Source organism: Caenimonas terrae (assembly GCF_042655405.1).
GTDB classification, from domain to species: domain Bacteria; phylum Pseudomonadota; class Gammaproteobacteria; order Burkholderiales; family Burkholderiaceae_C; genus Ramlibacter; species Ramlibacter terrae_A.
The window spans coordinates 86,366-105,586 of sequence record NZ_JBHSMF010000005.1 but is presented as its reverse complement, the minus strand read 5'-3'; the positions used below and the strand labels follow the sequence as shown (position 1 = coordinate 105,586).

Below are 19,221 nucleotides of genomic sequence, written 5' to 3'. Positions count from 1 at the left end.
CGGGGATTAAACCGCGGCTGCCTTCTCGACCAGGCGGGTGGCAACCCAGTTCTTGGTCTTGGAGATGGGACGGCTCTCGGTGATCTCGATCACGTCGCCGGTGTGGAACTCGCCCTTTTCGTCGTGCGCGTGGTACTTGCTCGACTTGGCGACGATCTTTCCGTACAGCTCATGCTTCACGCGGCGTTCGACCAGGACCGTCACGGTCTTGGAGCGCTTGTCGCTGACGACCTTGCCGATCAGGGTGCGCTTGAGGGATTTTTTGGCTTCCGTCATGGTGCGGTCCTTACTTGGTGGTCTTCGCCGAAGACTTTGAGTCGCCCTGAGGGGCTTCAGCCTGCTTTTGGGCAAGGATGGTCTTGGCGCGGGCGATGTCGCGGCGCGTGATGCGCAGCGTGCCGGTGTTGGTGAGTTGTTGCGTGGCCTTCTGCATGCGCAGGCCGAAGTGAGCCTTCTGCAGCTCCTTGACTTCGGTCACGATGCCGGCGATGTCCTTCTTGCGCAGTTCAGCAGCTTTCATTTCTTCATTCTCCTGAATTACGCGCCGATCATGCGGCTGACGAACGTGGTGCGCAGGGGCAGCTTGGCTGCCGCCAGGCGGAACGCTTCGCGGGCGAGTTCTTCGGGCACGCCGACGATCTCGAACACGACCTTGCCCGGCTGGATTTCGGCCACGTAGTACTCGGGGTTGCCCTTGCCGTTACCCATCCGCACTTCGGCGGGCTTGTGGGAGATCGGCTTGTCGGGGAACACGCGGATCCAGATCCGGCCGCCACGCTTGACGTGGCGGGAAATCGCGCGGCGCGCGGCTTCGATCTGGCGGGCCGTCAGGCGGCCGCGGTCCGTGCACTTCAGGCCGAAGTCACCGAAGGCCACCGAGTTGCCCCGGGTGGCGATGCCGGTGTTACGGCCCTTCTGCTCTTTGCGGTATTTGCGGCGTGCTGGTTGCAGCATGTTTATTCTCCTTTACCGTCAGCCGCGGGAGCGGCTGGCGTGGCTGCCTTGCGGACACGCTTAACGGTAGATTTCGGTGCTTCTGCACCTGGGGTTGCTTCGGCGGGCTTGTCGCTGCCGTCGGCCGGCGCAACATTGCCCGCGCCAGCTGCGGGGCGGCGGGGAGCGGGACCACGGCGGTCACCCGTCGGGCGGTCGCCCGGGCGGGCGTCGCGGCGCGGGCCACGCGGGCGGCGTTCTTCGTCGGGACGCGGGGTTTCCACGGCCGGCGCGTCGTTGCGCCCGAGCGTGTCGCCCTTGTAGACCCAGACCTTCACGCCGATCACGCCGTAGGTCGTCTTGGCTTCGGAGAAGCCGTAGTCGATGTCGGCACGCAGGGTGTGGAGCGGCACGCGGCCTTCGCGGTACCACTCGGTACGCGCGATTTCGATGCCGTTGAGGCGGCCGGCGGACATGATCTTGATGCCCTGGGCGCCCAGGCGCATCGCGTTCTGCATGGCGCGCTTCATGGCGCGGCGGAACATGATGCGCTTTTCGAGCTGCTGGGTGATGCTGTCGGCGATCAGCTTGGCATCGATTTCGGGCTTGCGCACTTCCTCGATGTTCACTGCGACCGGCACGCCCAGGCGCTTGCCCAGTTCCTTCTTCAGCGCCTCGATGTCTTCGCCCTTCTTGCCGATCACCACGCCCGGACGCGCCGAGAAGATGGTGATGCGCGCGTTCTTGGCGGGACGCTCGATCAGGATCCGCGACACGGCCGCGTTCTTGAGCTTGGTCTTGAGGTACTCGCGCACCTTGATGTCTTCGGCCAGCATGCCGGCGAAGTCACGGTTGTTGGCGTACCAGCGGCTGGCCCAGTTGCGGCTCACCGACAGGCGGAAGCCGGTAGGATGGATTTTTTGTCCCATAACTTTCCTGAGCCTGTTTAGTTGCCGACGGTCAAGTACACGTGGCACGTGGGCTTGACGATCCGGTTGCCGCGGCCTTTGGCGCGCGCGGTGAAACGCTTGAGCGAAGCGCCCTGTTCGACGTAGATGGTCTTGACCTTCAGTTCGTCGATGTCGGCGCCGTCGTTGTGTTCGGCGTTGGCGATCGCGGACTCAAGAACCTTCTTGATGATCACGGCGGCTTTTTTCTGGGTGAATTCCAGGACGTTGAGCGCCTGGTCCACCTTCTTGCCGCGGATCAGGTCTGCGACCAGACGGCCCTTGTCGACCGACAGACGGACACCCCTGAGGACTGCACGTGTTTCCATGGTCTTTCCTTATTTCTTCTGGACTTTTTTGTCCGCCGGGTGACCCTTGAAGGTGCGCGTCAGGGCGAATTCGCCGAGCTTGTGGCCCACCATCTGGTCGGTGATGTAGACCGGCACGTGCTGCTTGCCGTTGTGGACGGCGATCGTCAGCCCGATGAATTCGGGCAGGATCATGGAGCGGCGCGACCAGGTCTTGATCGGTTTCTTGTCCTTCGTGGTCACGGCCTTGTCGGCCTTGGCCACCAGATGGTGGTCGACGAAGGGACCCTTTTTGAGTGAGCGAGTCATTGGCTACCCCTTACTTCTTGCGACGCGACACGATCATGACCTGCGTGCGCTTGTTGTTGCGGGTCCGGTAACCCTTGGTCAGGTTGCCCCACGGGTCGACAGGGTGACGGCCTTCGCCGGTCTTGCCCTCGCCGCCGCCGTGCGGGTGGTCCACCGGGTTCATCACCACGCCGCGCACGGTCGGGCGGATGCCCATCCAGCGCTTGACACCGGCCTTGCCCAACTGGCGCAGGCTGTGTTCTTCGTTGGCGACTTCGCCGATGGTGGCGCGGCACTCGATGTGGATGCGGCGCACTTCGCCGGACCGCATGCGGACCTGGGCGTAGGTGCCTTCGCGCGCCAGCAGCGTCGCGGAGGTGCCGGCCGAGCGGGCGATCTGCGCGCCCTTGCCCGGCTTGAGCTCGATGCAGTGGATCGTCGAGCCGACCGGGATGTTGCGAACCGGCAGGGTGTTGCCTGCACGGATCGGAGCTTCCGCGCCGGACAGCAGCGATGCGCCCACTTCAAGACCGCGCGGGGCGATGATGTAGCGGCGCTCGCCGTCGGCGTAGCAGACCAGCGCGATGTGCGCCGTGCGGTTCGGGTCGTATTCGATGCGCTCCACCTTGGCCGGGATGCCGTCCTTGGCGCGGACGAAGTCCACGACACGGTAGTGGTGCTTGTGACCGCCGCCCTTGTGACGGGTGGTGATGTGACCGTTGTTGTTGCGGCCCGACTTCTGGAATTGCGGCTCCAGCAGCGGCGCGTACGGCTCACCCTTGTGCAGGTGGTCACGGGAGATCTTCACCATGCCGCGCTGGCCTGGTGAAGTGGGTTTCATCTTGATGACTGCCATGGTGTGTTCCGCTTAAGCGGCCTCCCCTGCGAGGTTCAGCTCTTGCCCCGGCTTGAGCATCACGTAGGCCTTGCGAATGTTGTCGCGGCGGCCGGTGGACTTGCCAAAGCGCTTGGTCTTGCCCTTGATGTTCACCACGGAGACGCCCTTCACTTCCACCTTGAACATCAGTTCGACGGCGGCCTTGATTTCGGGCTTGGTGGCGTTCTGCAGGACCTTGAACGTGACGGCATTGCTCTTGTCGGCAACCATGGTGGCCTTCTCGGACACGATGGGAGCGACCAGGACCTGCATCAGGCGTCCTTCGTCGTATTTCTTCGGGGTGCTCATGCGAACATCTCCTTGAGCTTGTCGACGGCGCCCTTGGTGACGAGCACCTTCTTGTAGTGCACCAGCGACAGCGGGTCGGCGTAACGCGGCTCGACGATCAGGATGTTCGTCAGGTTGCGCGATGCGAGGTACAGGTTTTCGTCGACTTCCTCGGCGATCACCAGAACCGATTCGAGGTTCATGGCCTTGAACCTGGCGGCCAGCTGCTTGGTCTTGGGCGAATCCACCTTCATGGAGTCGACCACGGCCAGGCGGCCTTCGCGGGCCAGCTGCGAGAAGATGGACGCCATGCCGGCGCGGTACATCTTCTTGTTGATCTTCTGGGTGAAGTTCTCGTCCGGCATGTTCGGGAAGATCCGGCCGCCGCCGCGCCACAGCGGCGAGGACGTCATACCGGCGCGGGCGCGGCCCGTGCCCTTTTGCTTGAACGGCTTCTTGGTCGAGTGCTTGACCTGCTCGCGGTCCTTCTGGGCGCGCGTGCCCTGGCGGGCATTGGCCTGGAAGGCGACGACGATCTGGTGCACCAGGTCTTCGTTGTATTCACGGCCGAACACGGTTTCCGGCGCTTCGTACTTGGACGAGGCCTGGCCCTGTTCGTTCAGGAGTTCGAGTTGCATTACTTGGCTCCCTTCGCGGTCGTTGCGGCGCCTGCAGGCTTTGCCTTGATGGCAGGACGCACGGTGACGAAGCCGCCCTTAGAGCCGGGAACGGCACCGCGGATCAGCAGCAGCTGGCGGGCTTCGTCGATGCGGAAAACGTCCAGGTTCTGGGTGGTGACGGTGTCGTCGCCCAGGTGGCCCGTCATCCGCTTGCCGGGGAACACGCGACCGGGATCCTGCGCCATGCCGATGGAGCCGGGCACGTTGTGCGAACGGCTGTTGCCGTGCGACGCGCGCTGGGACTTCATGTGGTGGCGCTTGATGGTGCCGGCGAAGCCCTTGCCGATCGTCGTGCCCTGCACGTCGACCTTCTGGCCCACGGCGAACACGTCGGCGGCGGGCACCGTCGCTCCGGCGGCGTACTTGCCGGCGGTTTCGGCGGAAACGCGGAATTCCTGGATGACTTCACCGGCTTCCACGCCTGCCTTGGCAAGGTGGCCGGCTTGCGGCTTGGTCACGCGCGACGCTTTGCGCGAGCCGAACGTGACCTGCAGGGCCACGTAGCCGTCGTTCTCTTCGGTTTTGACCTGGGTCACGCGGTTGTTGGACACGTCCACCACCGTGACAGGCACTGCATCGCCTTCATCGGTGAAGAGGCGCATCATGCCCACCTTGCGGCCCAGCAACCCCATTGAGGTGCTCAGACTCATATTGTTGCTCCGTTGCTCCCGCCGCAGCCGCTGCAATTGGCTTCTGCGTTTGACGTCCCCCGGAGGGAACGGCGAAAGAAGGTTGATAAATCGGCCCCTGCGGCCCCTGCTCCGCCCGATCTGAGCGAAGCCGCAAATTATAGCCCAAGGCGGGGCCCTTTGCATAGTCCTCGCGTTTGCCCGCTCCGCGGGCGGCGCCGCGCTCTGCAACAATCAGCCCCGCCCGAGATCCCAAGGAGTCTTTTGTGAAGTTTTTGCTCGTTCCCGCCGCCGCCAGCCTCGCCTGCCTGATGGCCGCAGCCGCCCCGATGGCACCAGGTGCGTCGGCCGCGCTGACCGTCAGCCCCGGGGAATTCCTGGAGGCTTGCCATTCGGACATGGCCAAGGCGCGCGCCGGCATGGAACGGTTCAAGGCGGCGCAGGGCGCGCCGGCGGCGCAAACGCTCGATTTCTACGACAACGCGCAGTGGACGCTGGGCGCCGTCGACGCCCGGGCCGGACTGGCCCATGAGACGCACCCGGACCCGGCTGTGCGGGCGGCCGCCGAGACCTGCGACCAGGAGGCGTCGGCGCTGGCGACCGATTTTTCCCTGGACCGCGGGATCTACGACGCGCTCGCGAAAATCGACCGCAACGCCCTGGACCCGGCCGGGCGCTACTACGTGGAGCGCACCCTGCTTCACTTCCGGCTGGCCGGCGTCGACAAGGACGAGCCCACCCGCACCCGCCTGAAACAGATCGACGCCGATCTGGTCAAGCTCAGCCAGGAGTTCGGCAAGAACATCCGCGAGGGCGTGCTGTCGATGGAAGTCGCACCGGCGGACCTGCAAGGGTTGCCCGAGGATTTCATCAAGGGCCACCCGCCGAACGCCGCCGGCAAGATTGTCCTCAAGACCGACAACACGGACTATGTCCCGTTCATGGCGTATGCCAAGAGCGCCGCGGTGCGTGAGCAGTTCTGGAAGCTGTACCGGCTGCGCGCCCACCCGAAGAACCTCGCCGTTCTGGACCAGATGCTGGCCCGGCGCAACGAGAACGCTCTGCTGCTGGGCTTCGCGAACTGGGCGGACTACGTCACCGCAGACAAGATGATCGGCGACGGCAAGAAGGCCGCGGACTTCATCGAGGGGATCGCAGCCGCCGCGGCCGCGCGCGCCGGGCACGATTACGCCGATCTGCTGGCGCGCAAGAAGCAGGACGACCCGGCGGCGACCGAGGTCAAGCCGTGGGACGCCAGTTACCTGAACGACCGCATCAAGGCGGAGCAGTACGGCGTGAACGCGAGCGAGGTCCGTCCCTATTTTCAGTACGAGAACGTGAAGAACGCGGTGCTCGCAACCACCGGCAAGCTGTTCGGGCTGCGCTACCAGCGCGTGCCCGACGCGAAAGTCTGGCACCCGGACGTGGAAACCTACGACGTGTACGACGGCCCGCGCCTGCTGGGGCGCATCTACCTGGACATGCACCCGCGCGACGACAAGTACAAGCATTACGCCAATTTCGGGGTGCTGCGCGGCAAGGAAGGCGTCGCGCTGCCCGAGGGCGCCCTCATCTGCAATTTCGCCAAGCCCACCGCCAGCGACCCCGGGCTACTCGAATACTCGGACGTCATCACCTTCTTCCACGAATTCGGCCACTTGCTGCATGGCGTGCTGGGTGGGCACCAGCGCTGGGCCGGGATCAGCGGCATCACGACGGAGCGGGATTTCGTGGAGGCGCCCTCGCAGATGCTCGAGGAGTGGGCCCGCGACCCGAAGACCCTCCAGTCGTTCGCGATCCACTACCAGACGAAACAGCCCATTTCTCTGGCGCTGGCCGGCAAGCTGCGGGCCGCCGACGACTACGGCAGGGGCCTGTTCACGCGGCAGCAGATGTACTACGCCGCGACCAGCCTCGATTTCCACAACCGCGACCCGAAGGGCCTGGACACCACCGCGCTCAGCGCGCAGCTGCAGGAAAGATATACGCCGTTCAAGTACGTGCCCGGCACCTATTTCCAGGAGTCATTCGGGCACCTCGACGGCTATTCCGCCGTGTACTACACGTACATGTGGTCGCTCGTCATCGCAAAAGACATGTTCAGCGCCTTCGCTGCCCAGGGCGACATCATGAAACCGGAAGTCGCCGCCCGCTACCGGCGGCTCGTGCTGGAGCCGGGCGGCTCCAAGCCCGCGGCCCAGCTGGTGCAGGACTTTCTCGGCCGGCCCTACAGCTTCAAACCCTTCGAGGCCTGGTTGAACGGCGACTGACGTTCCGCTCACCAACGAAAAAGCCGCCCGAGGGCGGCTTTTTCAATTGCGCAGAAGCGCTTACTGCAGCTTGATTTCGACGTCCACGCCGGCCGGCAGGTCCAGCTTCATCAGGGCGTCGACGGTCTTGTCGGTCGGGTCGACGATGTCCATCAGGCGCTGGTGGGTGCGGATCTCGAACTGGTCGCGGCTGGTCTTGTTGACGTGCGGCGAACGCAGGATGTCGAAACGCTTCATGCGGGTCGGCAGGGGCACGGGGCCCTTGACGATCGCGCCGGTGCGCTTGGCGGTGTCGACGATCTCGGCTGCGGACTGGTCGATCAGCTTGTAATCGAAGGCCTTCAGGCGGATGCGGATTTTCTGTTGGGTAGCCATGTCAGTTCCTTATTCCAAGATCTTGGCAACGACGCCGGAGCCGACGGTCTTGCCGCCTTCGCGGATGGCAAAGCGCAGGCCTTCCTGCATGGCGATCGGGTTGATCAGCTTGACGGTGATCGACACGTTGTCGCCGGGCATGACCATTTCCTTGTCCTTGGGCAACTCGATGGCGCCGGTCACGTCCGTGGTGCGGAAGTAGAACTGGGGCCGGTAGTTGTTGAAGAACGGCGTGTGGCGGCCGCCCTCGTCCTTGGACAGCACATAGACTTCGGCGGTGAAGTGCGTGTGCGGCTTGATCGAACCGGGCTTGCACAGCACCTGGCCGCGCTCGACTTCTTCGCGCTTGGTGCCGCGCAGCAGCACCCCGACGTTGTCGCCGGCCTGGCCCTGGTCCAGCAGCTTGCGGAACATTTCCACGCCGGTGCAGGTGGTCTTGATGGTCGGCTTGATGCCCACGATCTCGATTTCCTCGCCGACCTTGACGATGCCGCGCTCGACCCGGCCCGTCACCACGGTGCCGCGGCCGGAGATGGAGAACACGTCTTCCACCGGCATCAGGAACGCGCCGTCGATGGCTCGCTCGGGCTGGGGGATGTAGCTGTCCATGGCGTCGGCCAGCTTCATGATGGCTTCTTCGCCCAGGGGACCCTTGTCGCCTTCCAGCGCCAGCTTGGCCGAGCCGTGGATGATCGGGGTGCTATCACCCGGGAAGTCGTATTTGTCCAGCAGCTCGCGCAGCTCCATCTCGACCAGCTCGAGCAGCTCGGCGTCGTCGACCATGTCGCACTTGTTCAGGAACACGATGATGTAAGGCACGCCCACCTGGCGCGCCAGCAGGATGTGCTCGCGGGTCTGGGGCATCGGGCCGTCGGCGGCGGAACAAACCAGGATCGCACCGTCCATCTGGGCGGCGCCGGTGATCATGTTCTTCACGTAGTCGGCGTGGCCGGGGCAGTCCACGTGCGCGTAGTGACGGTTCTTGGTCTCGTACTCCACGTGGGCGGTGTTGATCGTGATGCCGCGCGCTTTTTCTTCCGGAGCCGCGTCGATCTGGTCATAGGCCTTGGCTTCGCCGCCGAACTTGGCCGCCAGCACCGAGGTGATCGCCGCCGTCAGCGTCGTCTTGCCGTGGTCCACGTGGCCGATGGTGCCCACGTTGACGTGCGGCTTGGTCCGCTCGAATTTTCCTTTTGCCATTTCTAATCTCCAAAGAGCAATGCCCGTGTGAGGTTTAACGTCTGCATCACATCACCGATCCCACCGCACGGGCACAGCGGGGTGTGTGATCGCAGACAAAAACTAGCAGTGAAGACAAGGCAGCTGCGCCGCCTGTCCCCCGTTCTTACTTGCTGCGGGCCGCGACGATCGCCTCGGCCACGTTGCGCGGAGCCTCGCTGTAGTGCTTGAACTCCATCGTGTAGGTTGCACGGCCTTGCGACATCGAGCGCAGCGTCGTGGAATAGCCGAACATTTCCGACAGCGGCACTTCGGCCTTGATGGCCTTGCCGCCACCGACCATGTCTTCCATGCCCTGCACCATGCCGCGGCGGGACGACAGGTCGCCCATCACGTTGCCGGCGTAGTCTTCCGGCGTCTCGACTTCCACCGACATCATCGGCTCCAGGATCACCGGGCTGGCCTTGCGGCAGCCTTCCTTGAAGCCGAAGATGGCGGCCATCTTGAACGCCAGTTCGTTCGAGTCCACGTCGTGGTACGAGCCGAAGTGCAGCGTCACCTTGACGTCCACCACCGGGTAGCCGGCCAGCACGCCCTGGGTGACGGCTTCGTTGATGCCCTTTTCCACCGCGGGGATGTACTCGCGCGGCACCACGCCGCCCTTGATGGCGTCGATGAACTCGATGCCCTTGCCCGGCTCGTTCGGCTCGATCTTGAGCACGACGTGGCCGTACTGGCCCTTGCCGCCCGACTGGCGGACGAACTTGCCTTCGGCGTCTTCGATCGTCTTGCGGATGGTTTCGCGGTAGGCCACCTGCGGCTTGCCGACGTTGGCTTCCACGCCGAATTCGCGCTTCATCCGGTCGACGATGATTTCCAGGTGCAGCTCGCCCATGCCGGCGATGATGGTCTGGCCCGATTCCTCGTCGGTGCGGACGCGGAACGACGGATCTTCCTGCGCCAGCCGATTGAGCGCGATGCCCATCTTTTCCTGGTCGACCTTGGTCTTGGGCTCGACGGCCTGGGCGATCACCGGCTCCGGGAACACCATGCGCTCGAGCATCACGATGGCGCTCGGGTCGCACAGGGTTTCGCCGGTGGTCACGTCCTTGAGGCCGACGCAGGCGGCGATGTCGCCGGCGCGGATCTCGTCGACTTCCAGTCGGTTGTTGGCGTGCATCTGCACGATCCGGCCGATCCGCTCTTTCTTGCCGCGGATCGGGTTGTACACGCTGTCACCCTTGGTCAGCACGCCGGAATAGACGCGCACGAAGGTGAGCTGGCCGACGAACGGGTCGGTCATCAGCTTGAACGCCAGGGCCGAGAACTTCTCGCTGTCGTCCGCCTTGCGGGTGACCGGCTTCTCGTCGTCGTCCATGCCCTTGACCGGGGGAATGTCCACCGGGGAGGGCATCAGTTCGATCACGGCGTCCAGCATGCGCTGCACGCCCTTGTTCTTGAAGGCGGTGCCGCACAGCATCGGCTGGATTTCGCTGGCGATGGTGCGCGTGCGCAGGCCGAGCGTGATCTCGTCCTCGGACAGGTCGCCCTCTTCCAGGTACTTGTTCATCAGTTCTTCGTTGGCTTCGGCCGCGGCCTCCACCATCTTCTCGCGCCATTCCTTGGCCTGCTCGAGCAGCTCCGCCGGGATCTCGTCGTAGTTGAACTTCATGCCCTGGGACGCTTCGTCCCAGTAGATGGCCTTCATCTTGCGCAGGTCCACCACGCCCTTGAAGTTTTCCTCGGCGCCGATCGGAATCACGATCGGCACCGGGTTGGCCTTCAGGCGCAGCTTCATCTGCTCGTAGACCTTGAAGAAGTTGGCGCCGGTGCGGTCCATCTTGTTGACGAACGCGAGCCGCGGCACGCGGTACTTGTTGGCCTGGCGCCAGACCGTTTCCGACTGCGGCTGCACGCCGCCCACGGCGCAGTACACCATGCAGGCGCCGTCCAGCACGCGCATGGAACGCTCCACCTCGATGGTGAAGTCCACGTGGCCGGGGGTGTCGATGATGTTGATGCGGTGCTCGGGGAACGACAGGTCCATGCCCTTCCAGAAGCAGGTGGTCGCAGCTGACGTGATCGTGATGCCACGCTCCTGCTCCTGCTCCATCCAGTCCATCGTGGCGGCGCCGTCGTGCACTTCGCCGATCTTGTGGTTCACACCGGTATAAAAGAGGATGCGCTCCGTGGTCGTGGTCTTGCCGGCGTCGATGTGAGCCGAAATACCAATGTTGCGATAGCGCTCGATAGGCGTCTTGCGGGCCATGATGATCTTTCGTTAAAAAGGGAACAGGCCCGCTCATGGCGGGCCCGCACTCCCATATGGGGGCTCTGGTTAGAAGCGGAAGTGGCTGAAGGCCTTGTTCGCCTCTGCCATGCGGTGAACCTCGTCACGCTTCTTCATGGCGCCGCCGCGGCCTTCGGTGGCTTCCATCAATTCGTTGGCCAGCCGCAGGGCCATCGACTTCTCGCCGCGCTTCTTGGCGGCTTCCTTGAGCCAGCGCATCGCCAGCGCCAGGCGGCGGACGGGACGAACCTCGACCGGGACCTGGTAGTTGGCGCCGCCGACGCGGCGGGACTTCACTTCGACCATGGGCTTGACGTTGTTGATCGCCATGGTGAAGGCTTCCACCGGGTCCTTGCCCGGGTTCTTCTTCTCGATCTGCTCGAGCGCGCCATAGATGATGCGCTCGGCGATCGCCTTCTTGCCGCCTTGCATGATGACGTTCATGAACTTGGCAAGCTCGACATTGCCGTACTTGGGATCCGGCAGGATTTCACGCTTAGGGACTTCGCGACGACGTGGCATGGTTTCACCTCTTTGCTTCAGTTGGCGCCCTTTCGGACGCCGCGAGAGCCATACAGGCCCTCACTTACTCGACCCAACAGCGGGTCACTTCGTTGAATCAGGCCGCCACAGCCCGGTCAACACCTTGAAATACGTTTAGGCCGGTTCGGGCCAAAGCCTTTTAGGCCTTCTTCGGGCGCTTGGCGCCGTACTTGGAACGCGACTGCTTGCGGTCTTTCACGCCCTGCAGGTCGAGCGAACCGCGCACGATGTGGTAACGCACACCGGGCAAGTCCTTGACCCGGCCGCCGCGCACGAGCACCACCGAGTGCTCCTGCAGGTTGTGGCCTTCGCCGCCGATGTAGGAAATGATTTCGAAGCCGTTGGTCAGGCGGACCTTGGCGACCTTGCGAAGGGCCGAATTGGGCTTCTTCGGCGTGGTGGTGTACACGCGAGTGCACACGCCCCGGCGCTGGGGGCTGTTCTCGAGCGCAGGGCTCTTGGACTTGGTCTTCTCGACCTCGCGTCCCTGGCGCACCAGTTGATTGATGGTTGGCATGAAAAAACGTCCCTAAACGTCTATGGAAACTGATCACCGCGAATGCGGCCGATAACCGCGAAAGCGGACACGCTTTCCTCCGCACCCAATTGCGGGAAAGCCCATGAGTATATCCCGAGGCGGGTTTTCCCGCAATCGCGGGGCCTGCCCGCCGGTCAGTCGGCGCCTGGCGCGCTCACTTGATCCACAGGCGCACGGCGTCCCAGGCCCGGCCCAGGACCCCGGCCTGGTCCACCGCCTCGAGCGCGACCAGCGGCACGTCCACCAGGGGCTGGTCGCCGGCCATCACCTTGAGGGTGCCGACCTGCTGGCCCTTGGCGAAGGGGGCGACCAGCGGGTCCGGACGGGACACCTGCGTCTTGAGCTTGCCCGCGGTCCCCGCCGGCACCGCCACCACCACGGCCTGGGGGCGGCCCAGCTTGACCGTTCCCTGAGTGCCCTTCCAGACCATCGGCTCCACCACCGGCTGGCCGGCGGCGAACAGCTTGACCCCCTCGTAGGCGGTGTAGCCCCAGTTCAGCAGCTTCTGGGATTCGTTCGCGCGGGCATTTTCGCTGGTTGCCCCCAGCACGATGGACAGCAGCCGGCGGCTGCCGGCCGCTTCCGGTGTTCCGGCGGTGGCCCCGGGGTTTGCAAGATTCGGGAAATCGCGCCTGGCGGTGGCGATCAGGCAGTAGCCGGCCGCCGCGGAATGGCCGGTCTTCAGGCCGTCCACCGTCGGATCGCGAAACAGCAGCAGGTTGCGGTTGGTGTCGTTCGCCGTCGGCGTGCCTTCGTAGCGGTACTTCCTGATCGAGTAGTAATGCAGGTATTGCGGAAAGTCCTGCACCAGCCGGGAGGCCAGGACGCCCAGGTCGCGGGCGGTGGTGGTGTGGCCGGGTTCGGCCAGGCCTTCCGGGTTCTTGTAGCTGGTGGACTTCATGCCCAGGACCTTGGCCTGGTTGTTCATCATCTCCACGAAGTGCTCCACCGTCCCGCCGACGCCCTCGGCCAGCACCACGGCGGCGTCGTTCCCGGACTGCACGATCATTCCCTTGATCAGGTCGTCCACCGGCACCGTCATCTTCGGGTCGATGAACATGGCGGAACCGCCCACCTTCGACGCCCGCACGCTCACCGGCAGGCGCTGCTGCAGGTCCAGCTTCTTGGCGCGCAACGCGTCGAACACCAGGTACTGCGTCATCAGCTTGGTCAGCGAGGCCGGCTCCACCGGCGAATCGATGTCGTGCGATGCCAGCATCTGGTTGGCCGTGACGTCCAGCAGCAAGTAGCTGCGGGCGGCGATCTCGGGCGGCTGCGGCGCCTGGGCGGCGGCCGCGAAACACAGCAACGCCAGAAGCGGCGCGGCCAGCGCCTGCAGGAATCTTCTATTCATCAGGTCAGCTGCGAAGGTGCCGCAGCACCAGGCTTTTCAGGAGCGGCAGTTGTCCGTGAAAGAAGTGCTCGCCCCCGGGAATGACCGTGACGGGGAGCGACTGCGGCCGGGCCCAGTCGAGTACCGCCTGCAGCGGCACGGTGTCGTCCCGCTCGCCATGGATCACGATCGTGCGGTCGTGCGACTCGGGCGGCAGCGTCGCCACGTCGAAGCGCGCGGCAGCCGTCCCCACCAGGACGATCTTCTCGACGCTGCGCGTTGCCCACAGGCTCTGCAGTGCGCGGCTGGCGACGAAGGAGCCGAAGGAAAAACCGCCCAGCGCCAGCGGACCCTCGCCAGCCTGGGAAGCGACCAATGCCAGCAAGTCCTCGGTTTCGCCGCGCCCTTCGTCATGCACGCCGGCGCTGGCGCCGACGCCACGGAAATTGAAGCGCAGCGCGGTCCAGCCGGCCTGCACGAAGGCGCGGGCCATGGTCTGCACCACCTTGTTGTCCATGGTGCCGCCGAACAGCGGATGCGGATGCGCGATGACGGCGACGCCGCGCGACGCGCCCTCGGGCGTGTCGCGCAGCGCCTCGATGGCACCGGACGCGCCCTGCAGCTGGAACCGCTCTGTCCTTGAATTCATCGGCAGGCGGTCCTAGCGGCCGACGCCGGGCGGCGTGAGCAGCCGCTCGACCACCTTGCCGCTCTTCAGGTGGGACTCGACGATCTCGTCGATGTCCTGTTCGTCCACATAGGTGTACCAGACCTCCTCGGGATAGACCACGGCGATCGGGCCGCCGGCGCAGCGGTCCAGGCATCCGGCCTTGTTGACACGCACCTTCCCTGGTCCGGCCAGGCCGGCCGCCTTGACCAGCTGCTTGCAGCGGTCGAAAGCGCCCTGCGCATTGTGCTGGGAGCAGCTCGCCTCCCCGTTGGTGCGCTCGTTCAGGCAGAAGAAGATGTGGTGCTTGTAGTAGGAAGGAGTGCCGTCGGTCATCGCCACGATTCTAGGCTTGGCGTTCCCGCGCCGAGACCCGCACCAGCACATAGACCAGCGCCGCATAAGGCCACAGCCACCCGAGCCACTGCACCAGCCCGTTGAAGCGGATGAAGCGGCCCTGCTCCCAGGTCTGCAGGGTCTGGGCGAAATAGGCGCTGGCCGGCGCCTGGTTCAACATGCTCAGGTGGACGACGAGCGCCAGCAGCAGCACCGCGGCACAGCCACGCCGGGGCAGGGGCAGCGAGGCCAGCGCCAGCCCGAGGCCGACCGCCAGGCCGAGCTGCACCGGTTGGCTCAGCCAGGCCCAGGCATGGCCCGGCCCCCAGCTCAACGCCGCCGACAGCGCCGTGGCCGAAATGCCGACTGCGACCGCAATCACCGCAAACACGGCCCGCCGTCCGAGCGAGCGGATCACCGAGAACCCCAGCAGGCAGGGAATCAGCGCCCCGAAAGCGACGCACAGCATCTCGGTGCCCGGCATCAGCGGCTGCAATTCGATGTCGCGCACCGGCAGCCACTCGAGGAAAGGCGTGTCCAGCAGCCAGTCGGCCAGCGCCGACTCCAGCCGCTCGAACACCTGGCCCAGGCCCAGCGGCACCGACGCCGGAAACAGCAGCGCGAACGGCCACAACGCCAGCAGCACCAGCGCACCGCGCGCTTCGGCGACGAACCAGCGCAGCCGAAACCGGCTCCAGCGGTCGATCGCGCCGGCCAGTTCCAGCCCACCTGCGCTGACGGCACCGGCCAGGGCCCCGAGGGTGTTGAGGGCGAAGTCGACGTTCGACGGCACCCGCGCCGGCAGATAGCTCTGCAGCGACTCCATGCTGAACGACAGCAGCCCGGCCGCCGCCGTGGCGATCGTGATCGCCGACCAGTTGCTCGGCATCGCCGGCTTGCCGCCCTTGCGCAGGAAACTCAGCGCCAGCAGGAAGCCCAGGGGTGCGTACCCGAGCAGGTTGGCGACCACGTCGAAGGCGGTCCAATACTTGGGCCAGGGACTGCTGACGAACGCCCACGGCGCAATGCCCTGGTCGCGCCAGCCGGTGAACGGATACAGGCTCGCGTACACGATCAGCATGGCATAGGCCTGCGCCAGCGGCCAGGCCGAAGTCTTGTGGGTTGTCACGACGTCAGAACGGCTTGAGCACGACCAGCAGCACCGCTGCGGTCAGCAGCAGCACCGGCAGTTCGTTGAACCACCGATACCAGCGGTGGCTGCGCCGGTTGCGGCCGTCGACGAAGCGCCGCAGCAGCACGGCGCAGGCATGGTGGTAGCCGATCGCCAGCACCACGACCCCCAGCTTGGCGTGCATCCAGCCCGCGCCCCGGCCGATGCCAAAGCCCAGCCACAGCCACAGCCCGAGCGCGACGGCCACCACGGCGATCAGGGTGCTGAAACGCAGCAGCTTGCGCGCCATCAGCAGCAACCGCTCGCGCTCGGCGATCGACTGCGGCTCGACCATCGCCAGGTTGACGAAGATGCGAGGCAGATAGAACAGGCCCGCGAACCAGCTGGCCACGAACACGATATGGAAGCCCTTGACCCAAAGCATTTGCCGCAAGTGTATGGGCCGGCGGACCGGTCGGAGCGCGCAAAAAAAACCCCGGCCTCGCGGGCCGGGGTTGGAAGCCTTTTTGCTGTCACACATTAAGGCGCCCGCTCAGGGAGGAAAAGCGGGGAGCGGCAAACCGCCCACGGCTAATTTAACAAAGCGGGTGCGCAGTTTCAAGGTGGCAACTGCGGTCCAGGCCCGGTATTTCGTGACGGAAAGCGCCGGGGTGCGGCACAAATGCCGGCAAATGAGCCGGACGCGACGCCCGGCCTTCGGGCACAATTTTCGCCATGACCGTTCACGCCCCCTATCCCCACGGCCGCCCCAGGCGGCTGCGACGGGATGAATTCACCCGCAACCTGGTGCGCGAAAACGCGCTGACGGCGCACGACCTGATCTATCCGGTGTTCGTCCAGGAAGGGAAGCAGCGGCGCGACGCGGTCGCTTCCATGCCCGGCGTCGCGCGCCTCAGCCTGGACCTGCTGCTGCCGGTCGCCGCGCAGTGCGTGGAGCTGGGCATTCCGGCCCTGGCGCTGTTCCCGGTGATCGACGCCTCGCTGAAGACCCCCGATGGCAGGGAAGCCTGGAATCCCGCCGGCCTGGTGCCACGGGTGGTGCGCGAGCTCAAGAAGCAGTTCCCGCAGCTGGGCGTGATGACCGACGTCGCGCTCGATCCCTTCACCAGCCACGGCCAGGACGGCCTGCTGGATGAAACCGGCTACATCCTCAACGACCAGACGGTGGAAGTGCTGGTGCGCCAGGCGCTGGCCCAGGCCGAGGCCGGCGTCGACATCGTGGCGCCCAGCGACATGATGGACGGCCGGATCGGCGCGATCCGGGCGGCACTCGAGTCGGCCGGCGCGATTCACACCCGGATCATGGCCTACAGCGCCAAGTACGCCAGCGCCTTCTACGGGCCGTTTCGCGACGCCGTCGGCTCGGCCGGCAACCTGGGCAAGAGCAACAAGAAGGTCTACCAGATGGACCCGGGCAACAGCGACGAAGCGCTGCGCGAAGTGGCGATGGACATCGCCGAGGGCGCCGACATGGTGATGGTCAAGCCCGGCATGCCCTACCTGGACATCGTGCGCCGGGTGAAGGACGAATTTCGCGTACCCACCTTCGCCTACCAGGTCAGCGGCGAATACGCGATGCTCAAGGCCGCGGCGCAGAACGGCTGGCTGGACCACGACGCGGTGATGATGGAGAGCCTGCTGGCGTTCAAGCGCGCCGGCGCTGACGGCGTGCTGACCTACTTTGCGCTGGATGCCGCGCGCCAACTGAAGAACTGAGCGCGCGCAGTCCATGCAAATCGTCGAATTCGGCGGCGGCACGCTGCGGTTCCTGGAGGCGATTCCGGAACGACCTCCCGCCGATGGCTTCATCTGGGTCTATCTGGAGCGCGAATCGCTACGCAGCCACCTGGCGTCGCTGCAGCATGCGGCCCAGCGGCTGGGCGGCTCCGCGCTGCTGGACCTGCACCTGCAGGACCTGGAGAACCGGGCCCATCCGTCCTACTACGACTACACGTCGATCTACGACGTGGTGATCTTCCGGCGGCTGGCGACCGCGCAGGAAGTGGACCTCGAACTGCAGGGTGACGGCACCAAGCTCGACCCGGACGCGGCGCTGCCTTCGTTCCAGCGCATCCGCACCCGGGCCGTCGGCTTCGTGGCGTTCGACCGGCTGCTGATCACCGTGCATCCGGGCGGCTGCTACACGGCCCGCTCCTTCGTGGAGCGCTATCTCTCCGACGCAGTGCAGAACGACGGCGCCGCGGGCGGGCGCAACCGGCTGCCGTCCAGCCCGTCGGACCTGATGCTGCGGATGGTCAACGTGATGGTGGACAGCTACCTGGAATTGCGCAAGAAGCTGAGCGCGGAAATGGACAGCTGGCAACGCGAGCTGCTGCGGCCCGATTCGCGCCAGGCCAACTGGAACGCGCTGCTGCTGGCGCGCTCCGAGCTGCACCAGCTCGAGGACCTGTGCGAGGAACAGAACGACGCGATGCAGGAATGGCTGGACACCGCGCGCGAACAGCCCTCGGCAACGCTGGCGCCGGCCGAGCGCGACGGCCTGCTGGCGCGGGCGCGCGATGTGATCGAACACGTCCAGCGGGTGGTCCACCATGTGCGGCGGATGGAGCAGGGCGCGGAAAGCGCGGTGCAGATCCACTTCGCGGCGCAGAGCCACCGCACCAACGAGATCATGCGCACGCTCACGGCGCTGACCGCCGTGTTCCTGCCGCTGAACCTGATCACCGGCTTTTTCGGCATGAACTTCGAGTACCTGCCCCTGATCCATTCCGAGCACGCGATGTGGGTGATCCTGGGCATGATGCTGTGGGTGGCGATGTTCGTGCTGCTGGTGTTCTGGCGCAAACGCTATCTCGCGCGCGCGGGACGCTAGGCCCGGATGCAGGGCCCGGGCATCTTCATCGGCTGCGCCGGCTGGAGCCTGCCGCGCGACGTGCAGTCCGCCTTCGCCCCCGACAGCAGCCATCTGCAGCGCTACGCCAGCCGGTTCAACGGCGTCGAAATCAATTCCTCCTTCCACCGGCCGCACAGCCGCGCCACCTATGAACGCTGGGCCGAGGCGGTGCCGCCAGCCTTTCGCTTCAGCGTGAAGCTGCCGCGCACGATCACGCACGACCTGCGGCTGCTGGCCGCGGACGCCTTGCTGGACGATTTCTTCGGGCAGATCGACGGCCTGGGCCAGCGGCTCGGCTGCCTGCTGGTGCAGCTGCCACCCAGCCTGGAATTCCAGCCGGCGCCGGCCGGCGGCTTCTTCGCGGCGCTGCGCCAGCGCCACGCCGGGCCGGTGGCGCTGGAACCGCGCCACGCCAGCTGGTTCACGCCGGCGGTGGACGCCTGGCTGGCGCAGCATCGCGTCGCACGCGTGCTGGCGGACCCGGTGCGGCACGAGGGCGGCCGGCTGCCGGGCGGCTGGCCCGATCGCATTTACCTGCGCCTGCACGGATCGCCGCGGATGTATTACTCGTCGTACGAACCGCAGACGCTGCAGGCGCTGGCGAAGCGGATCGCATTGGCGGCGGCCGAAGGACGCGAGGTCTGGTGCATCTTCGACAACACTGCCGGCAACGCCGCGGCCCAGAACGGGCTCGACCTGAGGCTGGCGCTGGACCAGCAACTCGGGTGAGCGAGGGGCGCGGCCCACGGCCACG

At 65.6% G+C, this 19,221-nt stretch carries 24 protein-coding genes; 4 read left to right on the top strand and 20 right to left on the bottom strand.

Translation table 11 applies throughout. The features are described 5' to 3' along the window. Nucleotides 1-6: 6 nt before the first annotated feature. The 10 genes from rpsQ to rplC are packed head-to-tail and all read right to left on the bottom strand — an operon-like array spanning nt 7 to nt 4,971. Nucleotides 7-276: a 30S ribosomal protein S17 gene (gene rpsQ / locus ACFPOE_RS06310; RefSeq protein ID WP_376849163.1), complete on the bottom strand. Its 270-nt coding sequence runs from the start codon at nt 274-276 to the stop codon at nt 7-9. Between the two features lie 10 nt (nt 277-286). Beyond that, a complete protein-coding gene (gene rpmC, locus ACFPOE_RS06305; protein WP_376849162.1) occupies nt 287-520 on the bottom strand; it encodes a 50S ribosomal protein L29 in 234 nt (77 codons plus the stop codon). A 17-nt stretch (nt 521-537) separates the two neighbouring features. Next, a complete protein-coding gene (rplP, locus tag ACFPOE_RS06300; RefSeq protein WP_376849161.1) occupies nt 538-954 on the bottom strand; it encodes a 50S ribosomal protein L16 in 417 nt (138 codons plus the stop codon). Between the two features lie 2 nt (nt 955-956). Then, the gene (gene rpsC, locus ACFPOE_RS06295) at nt 957-1,862 is read right to left on the bottom strand and encodes a 30S ribosomal protein S3 (protein WP_376849273.1); all 906 of its coding nucleotides are present in this window, start codon (nt 1,860-1,862) and stop codon (nt 957-959) included. Nucleotides 1,863-1,879: 17 nt separating this feature from the next. Then, the gene (gene rplV, locus ACFPOE_RS06290) at nt 1,880-2,209 is read right to left on the bottom strand and encodes a 50S ribosomal protein L22 (RefSeq protein ID WP_376849160.1); all 330 of its coding nucleotides are present in this window, start codon (nt 2,207-2,209) and stop codon (nt 1,880-1,882) included. Nucleotides 2,210-2,218: 9 nt separating this feature from the next. Continuing rightward, nucleotides 2,219-2,497, bottom strand: a complete 279-nt coding sequence (rpsS, locus tag ACFPOE_RS06285; RefSeq protein WP_013899633.1) for a 30S ribosomal protein S19 — start codon at nt 2,495-2,497, stop codon at nt 2,219-2,221. Nucleotides 2,498-2,507: 10 nt separating this feature from the next. Next, a complete protein-coding gene (rplB, locus tag ACFPOE_RS06280) occupies nt 2,508-3,332 on the bottom strand; it encodes a 50S ribosomal protein L2 (RefSeq protein ID WP_376849159.1) in 825 nt (274 codons plus the stop codon). Nucleotides 3,333-3,344: 12 nt separating this feature from the next. After that, the gene (gene rplW, locus ACFPOE_RS06275) at nt 3,345-3,662 is read right to left on the bottom strand and encodes a 50S ribosomal protein L23 (protein ID WP_376849158.1); all 318 of its coding nucleotides are present in this window, start codon (nt 3,660-3,662) and stop codon (nt 3,345-3,347) included. Further along, on the bottom strand, nt 3,659-4,279 hold the full coding sequence (gene rplD / locus ACFPOE_RS06270; protein WP_376849157.1) for a 50S ribosomal protein L4: 621 nt from the start codon (nt 4,277-4,279) through the stop codon (nt 3,659-3,661). The genes rplW and rplD overlap by 4 nt, the downstream gene beginning before the upstream one ends. Next, entirely contained in the window at nt 4,279-4,971 is a 693-nt protein-coding gene (rplC, locus tag ACFPOE_RS06265) for a 50S ribosomal protein L3 (RefSeq protein ID WP_376849156.1), read from the bottom strand. Before rplC ends, rplD begins: the two co-directional genes overlap by 1 nt. A gap of 245 nt (nt 4,972-5,216) precedes the next feature. Between rplC and ACFPOE_RS06260 the strand changes: the two genes are divergently transcribed. Next, the gene (locus tag ACFPOE_RS06260) at nt 5,217-7,220 is read left to right on the top strand and encodes a M3 family metallopeptidase (protein WP_376849155.1); all 2,004 of its coding nucleotides are present in this window, start codon (nt 5,217-5,219) and stop codon (nt 7,218-7,220) included. Between the two features lie 60 nt (nt 7,221-7,280). On the opposite strand, the gene rpsJ is transcribed toward ACFPOE_RS06260, so the two are convergent. From rpsJ to ACFPOE_RS06210, 10 genes are all read right to left on the bottom strand, one after another. Next, nucleotides 7,281-7,595 (bottom strand): 30S ribosomal protein S10, encoded by a 315-nt coding sequence (gene rpsJ, locus ACFPOE_RS06255; RefSeq protein ID WP_298932673.1) that lies wholly within the window; start codon nt 7,593-7,595, stop codon nt 7,281-7,283. A gap of 9 nt (nt 7,596-7,604) precedes the next feature. Then, nucleotides 7,605-8,795: an elongation factor Tu gene (gene tuf / locus ACFPOE_RS06250; RefSeq protein ID WP_376848347.1), complete on the bottom strand. Its 1,191-nt coding sequence runs from the start codon at nt 8,793-8,795 to the stop codon at nt 7,605-7,607. A gap of 145 nt (nt 8,796-8,940) precedes the next feature. After that, nucleotides 8,941-11,043, bottom strand: coding sequence for an elongation factor G (fusA, locus tag ACFPOE_RS06245; RefSeq protein WP_376849154.1), 2,103 nt, complete (start codon nt 11,041-11,043; stop codon nt 8,941-8,943). Nucleotides 11,044-11,112: 69 nt separating this feature from the next. Next, entirely contained in the window at nt 11,113-11,586 is a 474-nt protein-coding gene (rpsG, locus tag ACFPOE_RS06240) for a 30S ribosomal protein S7 (RefSeq protein WP_376849153.1), read from the bottom strand. A gap of 160 nt (nt 11,587-11,746) precedes the next feature. Then, on the bottom strand, nt 11,747-12,124 hold the full coding sequence (rpsL, locus tag ACFPOE_RS06235; protein WP_376849152.1) for a 30S ribosomal protein S12: 378 nt from the start codon (nt 12,122-12,124) through the stop codon (nt 11,747-11,749). Nucleotides 12,125-12,299: 175 nt separating this feature from the next. Continuing rightward, nucleotides 12,300-13,499 (bottom strand): D-alanyl-D-alanine carboxypeptidase family protein, encoded by a 1,200-nt coding sequence (locus ACFPOE_RS06230; RefSeq protein ID WP_376849151.1) that lies wholly within the window; start codon nt 13,497-13,499, stop codon nt 12,300-12,302. Nucleotides 13,500-13,503: 4 nt separating this feature from the next. Further along, on the bottom strand, nt 13,504-14,127 hold the full coding sequence (locus ACFPOE_RS06225; RefSeq protein ID WP_376849150.1) for an alpha/beta hydrolase: 624 nt from the start codon (nt 14,125-14,127) through the stop codon (nt 13,504-13,506). A gap of 12 nt (nt 14,128-14,139) precedes the next feature. Next, nucleotides 14,140-14,481 (bottom strand): (2Fe-2S) ferredoxin domain-containing protein, encoded by a 342-nt coding sequence (locus ACFPOE_RS06220; protein ID WP_376849149.1) that lies wholly within the window; start codon nt 14,479-14,481, stop codon nt 14,140-14,142. A 10-nt stretch (nt 14,482-14,491) separates the two neighbouring features. Next, on the bottom strand, nt 14,492-15,562 hold the full coding sequence (locus ACFPOE_RS06215; protein WP_376849272.1) for a VanZ family protein: 1,071 nt from the start codon (nt 15,560-15,562) through the stop codon (nt 14,492-14,494). Between the two features lie 52 nt (nt 15,563-15,614). Further along, nucleotides 15,615-16,037, bottom strand: a complete 423-nt coding sequence (locus tag ACFPOE_RS06210; RefSeq protein WP_376849148.1) for a CopD family protein — start codon at nt 16,035-16,037, stop codon at nt 15,615-15,617. A gap of 290 nt (nt 16,038-16,327) precedes the next feature. Between ACFPOE_RS06210 and hemB the strand changes: the two genes are divergently transcribed. Genes hemB through ACFPOE_RS06195 form a run of 3 tightly spaced genes read left to right on the top strand, consistent with a single transcriptional unit; the run spans nt 16,328 to nt 19,196 of the window. Beyond that, a complete protein-coding gene (gene hemB / locus ACFPOE_RS06205) occupies nt 16,328-17,329 on the top strand; it encodes a porphobilinogen synthase (RefSeq protein ID WP_376849147.1) in 1,002 nt (333 codons plus the stop codon). A 13-nt stretch (nt 17,330-17,342) separates the two neighbouring features. After that, on the top strand, nt 17,343-18,446 hold the full coding sequence (locus ACFPOE_RS06200; protein ID WP_376849146.1) for a magnesium transporter CorA family protein: 1,104 nt from the start codon (nt 17,343-17,345) through the stop codon (nt 18,444-18,446). A 6-nt stretch (nt 18,447-18,452) separates the two neighbouring features. After that, nucleotides 18,453-19,196: a DUF72 domain-containing protein gene (locus ACFPOE_RS06195; protein WP_376849145.1), complete on the top strand. Its 744-nt coding sequence runs from the start codon at nt 18,453-18,455 to the stop codon at nt 19,194-19,196. Nucleotides 19,197-19,221: the final 25 nt, after the last annotated feature.

Coding starts and splice junctions, on each gene's coding strand:
- rpsQ (WP_376849163.1), bottom strand. CDS start 276: ATGACGGAAGCCAAAAAATCCCTCAAGCGCACCCTGATCGGCAAGGTC.
- rpmC (WP_376849162.1), bottom strand. CDS start 520: ATGAAAGCTGCTGAACTGCGCAAGAAGGACATCGCCGGCATCGTGACC.
- rplP (WP_376849161.1), bottom strand. CDS start 954: ATGCTGCAACCAGCACGCCGCAAATACCGCAAAGAGCAGAAGGGCCGT.
- rpsC (WP_376849273.1), bottom strand. CDS start 1,862: ATGGGACAAAAAATCCATCCTACCGGCTTCCGCCTGTCGGTGAGCCGC.
- rplV (WP_376849160.1), bottom strand. CDS start 2,209: ATGGAAACACGTGCAGTCCTCAGGGGTGTCCGTCTGTCGGTCGACAAG.
- rpsS (WP_013899633.1), bottom strand. CDS start 2,497: ATGACTCGCTCACTCAAAAAGGGTCCCTTCGTCGACCACCATCTGGTG.
- rplB (WP_376849159.1), bottom strand. CDS start 3,332: ATGGCAGTCATCAAGATGAAACCCACTTCACCAGGCCAGCGCGGCATG.
- rplW (WP_376849158.1), bottom strand. CDS start 3,662: ATGAGCACCCCGAAGAAATACGACGAAGGACGCCTGATGCAGGTCCTG.
- rplD (WP_376849157.1), bottom strand. CDS start 4,279: ATGCAACTCGAACTCCTGAACGAACAGGGCCAGGCCTCGTCCAAGTAC.
- rplC (WP_376849156.1), bottom strand. CDS start 4,971: ATGAGTCTGAGCACCTCAATGGGGTTGCTGGGCCGCAAGGTGGGCATG.
- rpsJ (WP_298932673.1), bottom strand. CDS start 7,595: ATGGCTACCCAACAGAAAATCCGCATCCGCCTGAAGGCCTTCGATTAC.
- tuf (WP_376848347.1), bottom strand. CDS start 8,795: ATGGCAAAAGGAAAATTCGAGCGGACCAAGCCGCACGTCAACGTGGGC.
- fusA (WP_376849154.1), bottom strand. CDS start 11,043: ATGGCCCGCAAGACGCCTATCGAGCGCTATCGCAACATTGGTATTTCG.
- rpsG (WP_376849153.1), bottom strand. CDS start 11,586: ATGCCACGTCGTCGCGAAGTCCCTAAGCGTGAAATCCTGCCGGATCCC.
- rpsL (WP_376849152.1), bottom strand. CDS start 12,124: ATGCCAACCATCAATCAACTGGTGCGCCAGGGACGCGAGGTCGAGAAG.
- ACFPOE_RS06230 (WP_376849151.1), bottom strand. CDS start 13,499: ATGAATAGAAGATTCCTGCAGGCGCTGGCCGCGCCGCTTCTGGCGTTG.
- ACFPOE_RS06225 (WP_376849150.1), bottom strand. CDS start 14,127: ATGAATTCAAGGACAGAGCGGTTCCAGCTGCAGGGCGCGTCCGGTGCC.
- ACFPOE_RS06220 (WP_376849149.1), bottom strand. CDS start 14,481: ATGACCGACGGCACTCCTTCCTACTACAAGCACCACATCTTCTTCTGC.
- ACFPOE_RS06215 (WP_376849272.1), bottom strand. CDS start 15,562: ATGCTGATCGTGTACGCGAGCCTGTATCCGTTCACCGGCTGGCGCGAC.
- ACFPOE_RS06210 (WP_376849148.1), bottom strand. CDS start 16,037: ATGCTTTGGGTCAAGGGCTTCCATATCGTGTTCGTGGCCAGCTGGTTC.
- hemB (WP_376849147.1), top strand. CDS start 16,328: ATGACCGTTCACGCCCCCTATCCCCACGGCCGCCCCAGGCGGCTGCGA.
- ACFPOE_RS06200 (WP_376849146.1), top strand. CDS start 17,343: ATGCAAATCGTCGAATTCGGCGGCGGCACGCTGCGGTTCCTGGAGGCG.
- ACFPOE_RS06195 (WP_376849145.1), top strand. CDS start 18,453: ATGCAGGGCCCGGGCATCTTCATCGGCTGCGCCGGCTGGAGCCTGCCG.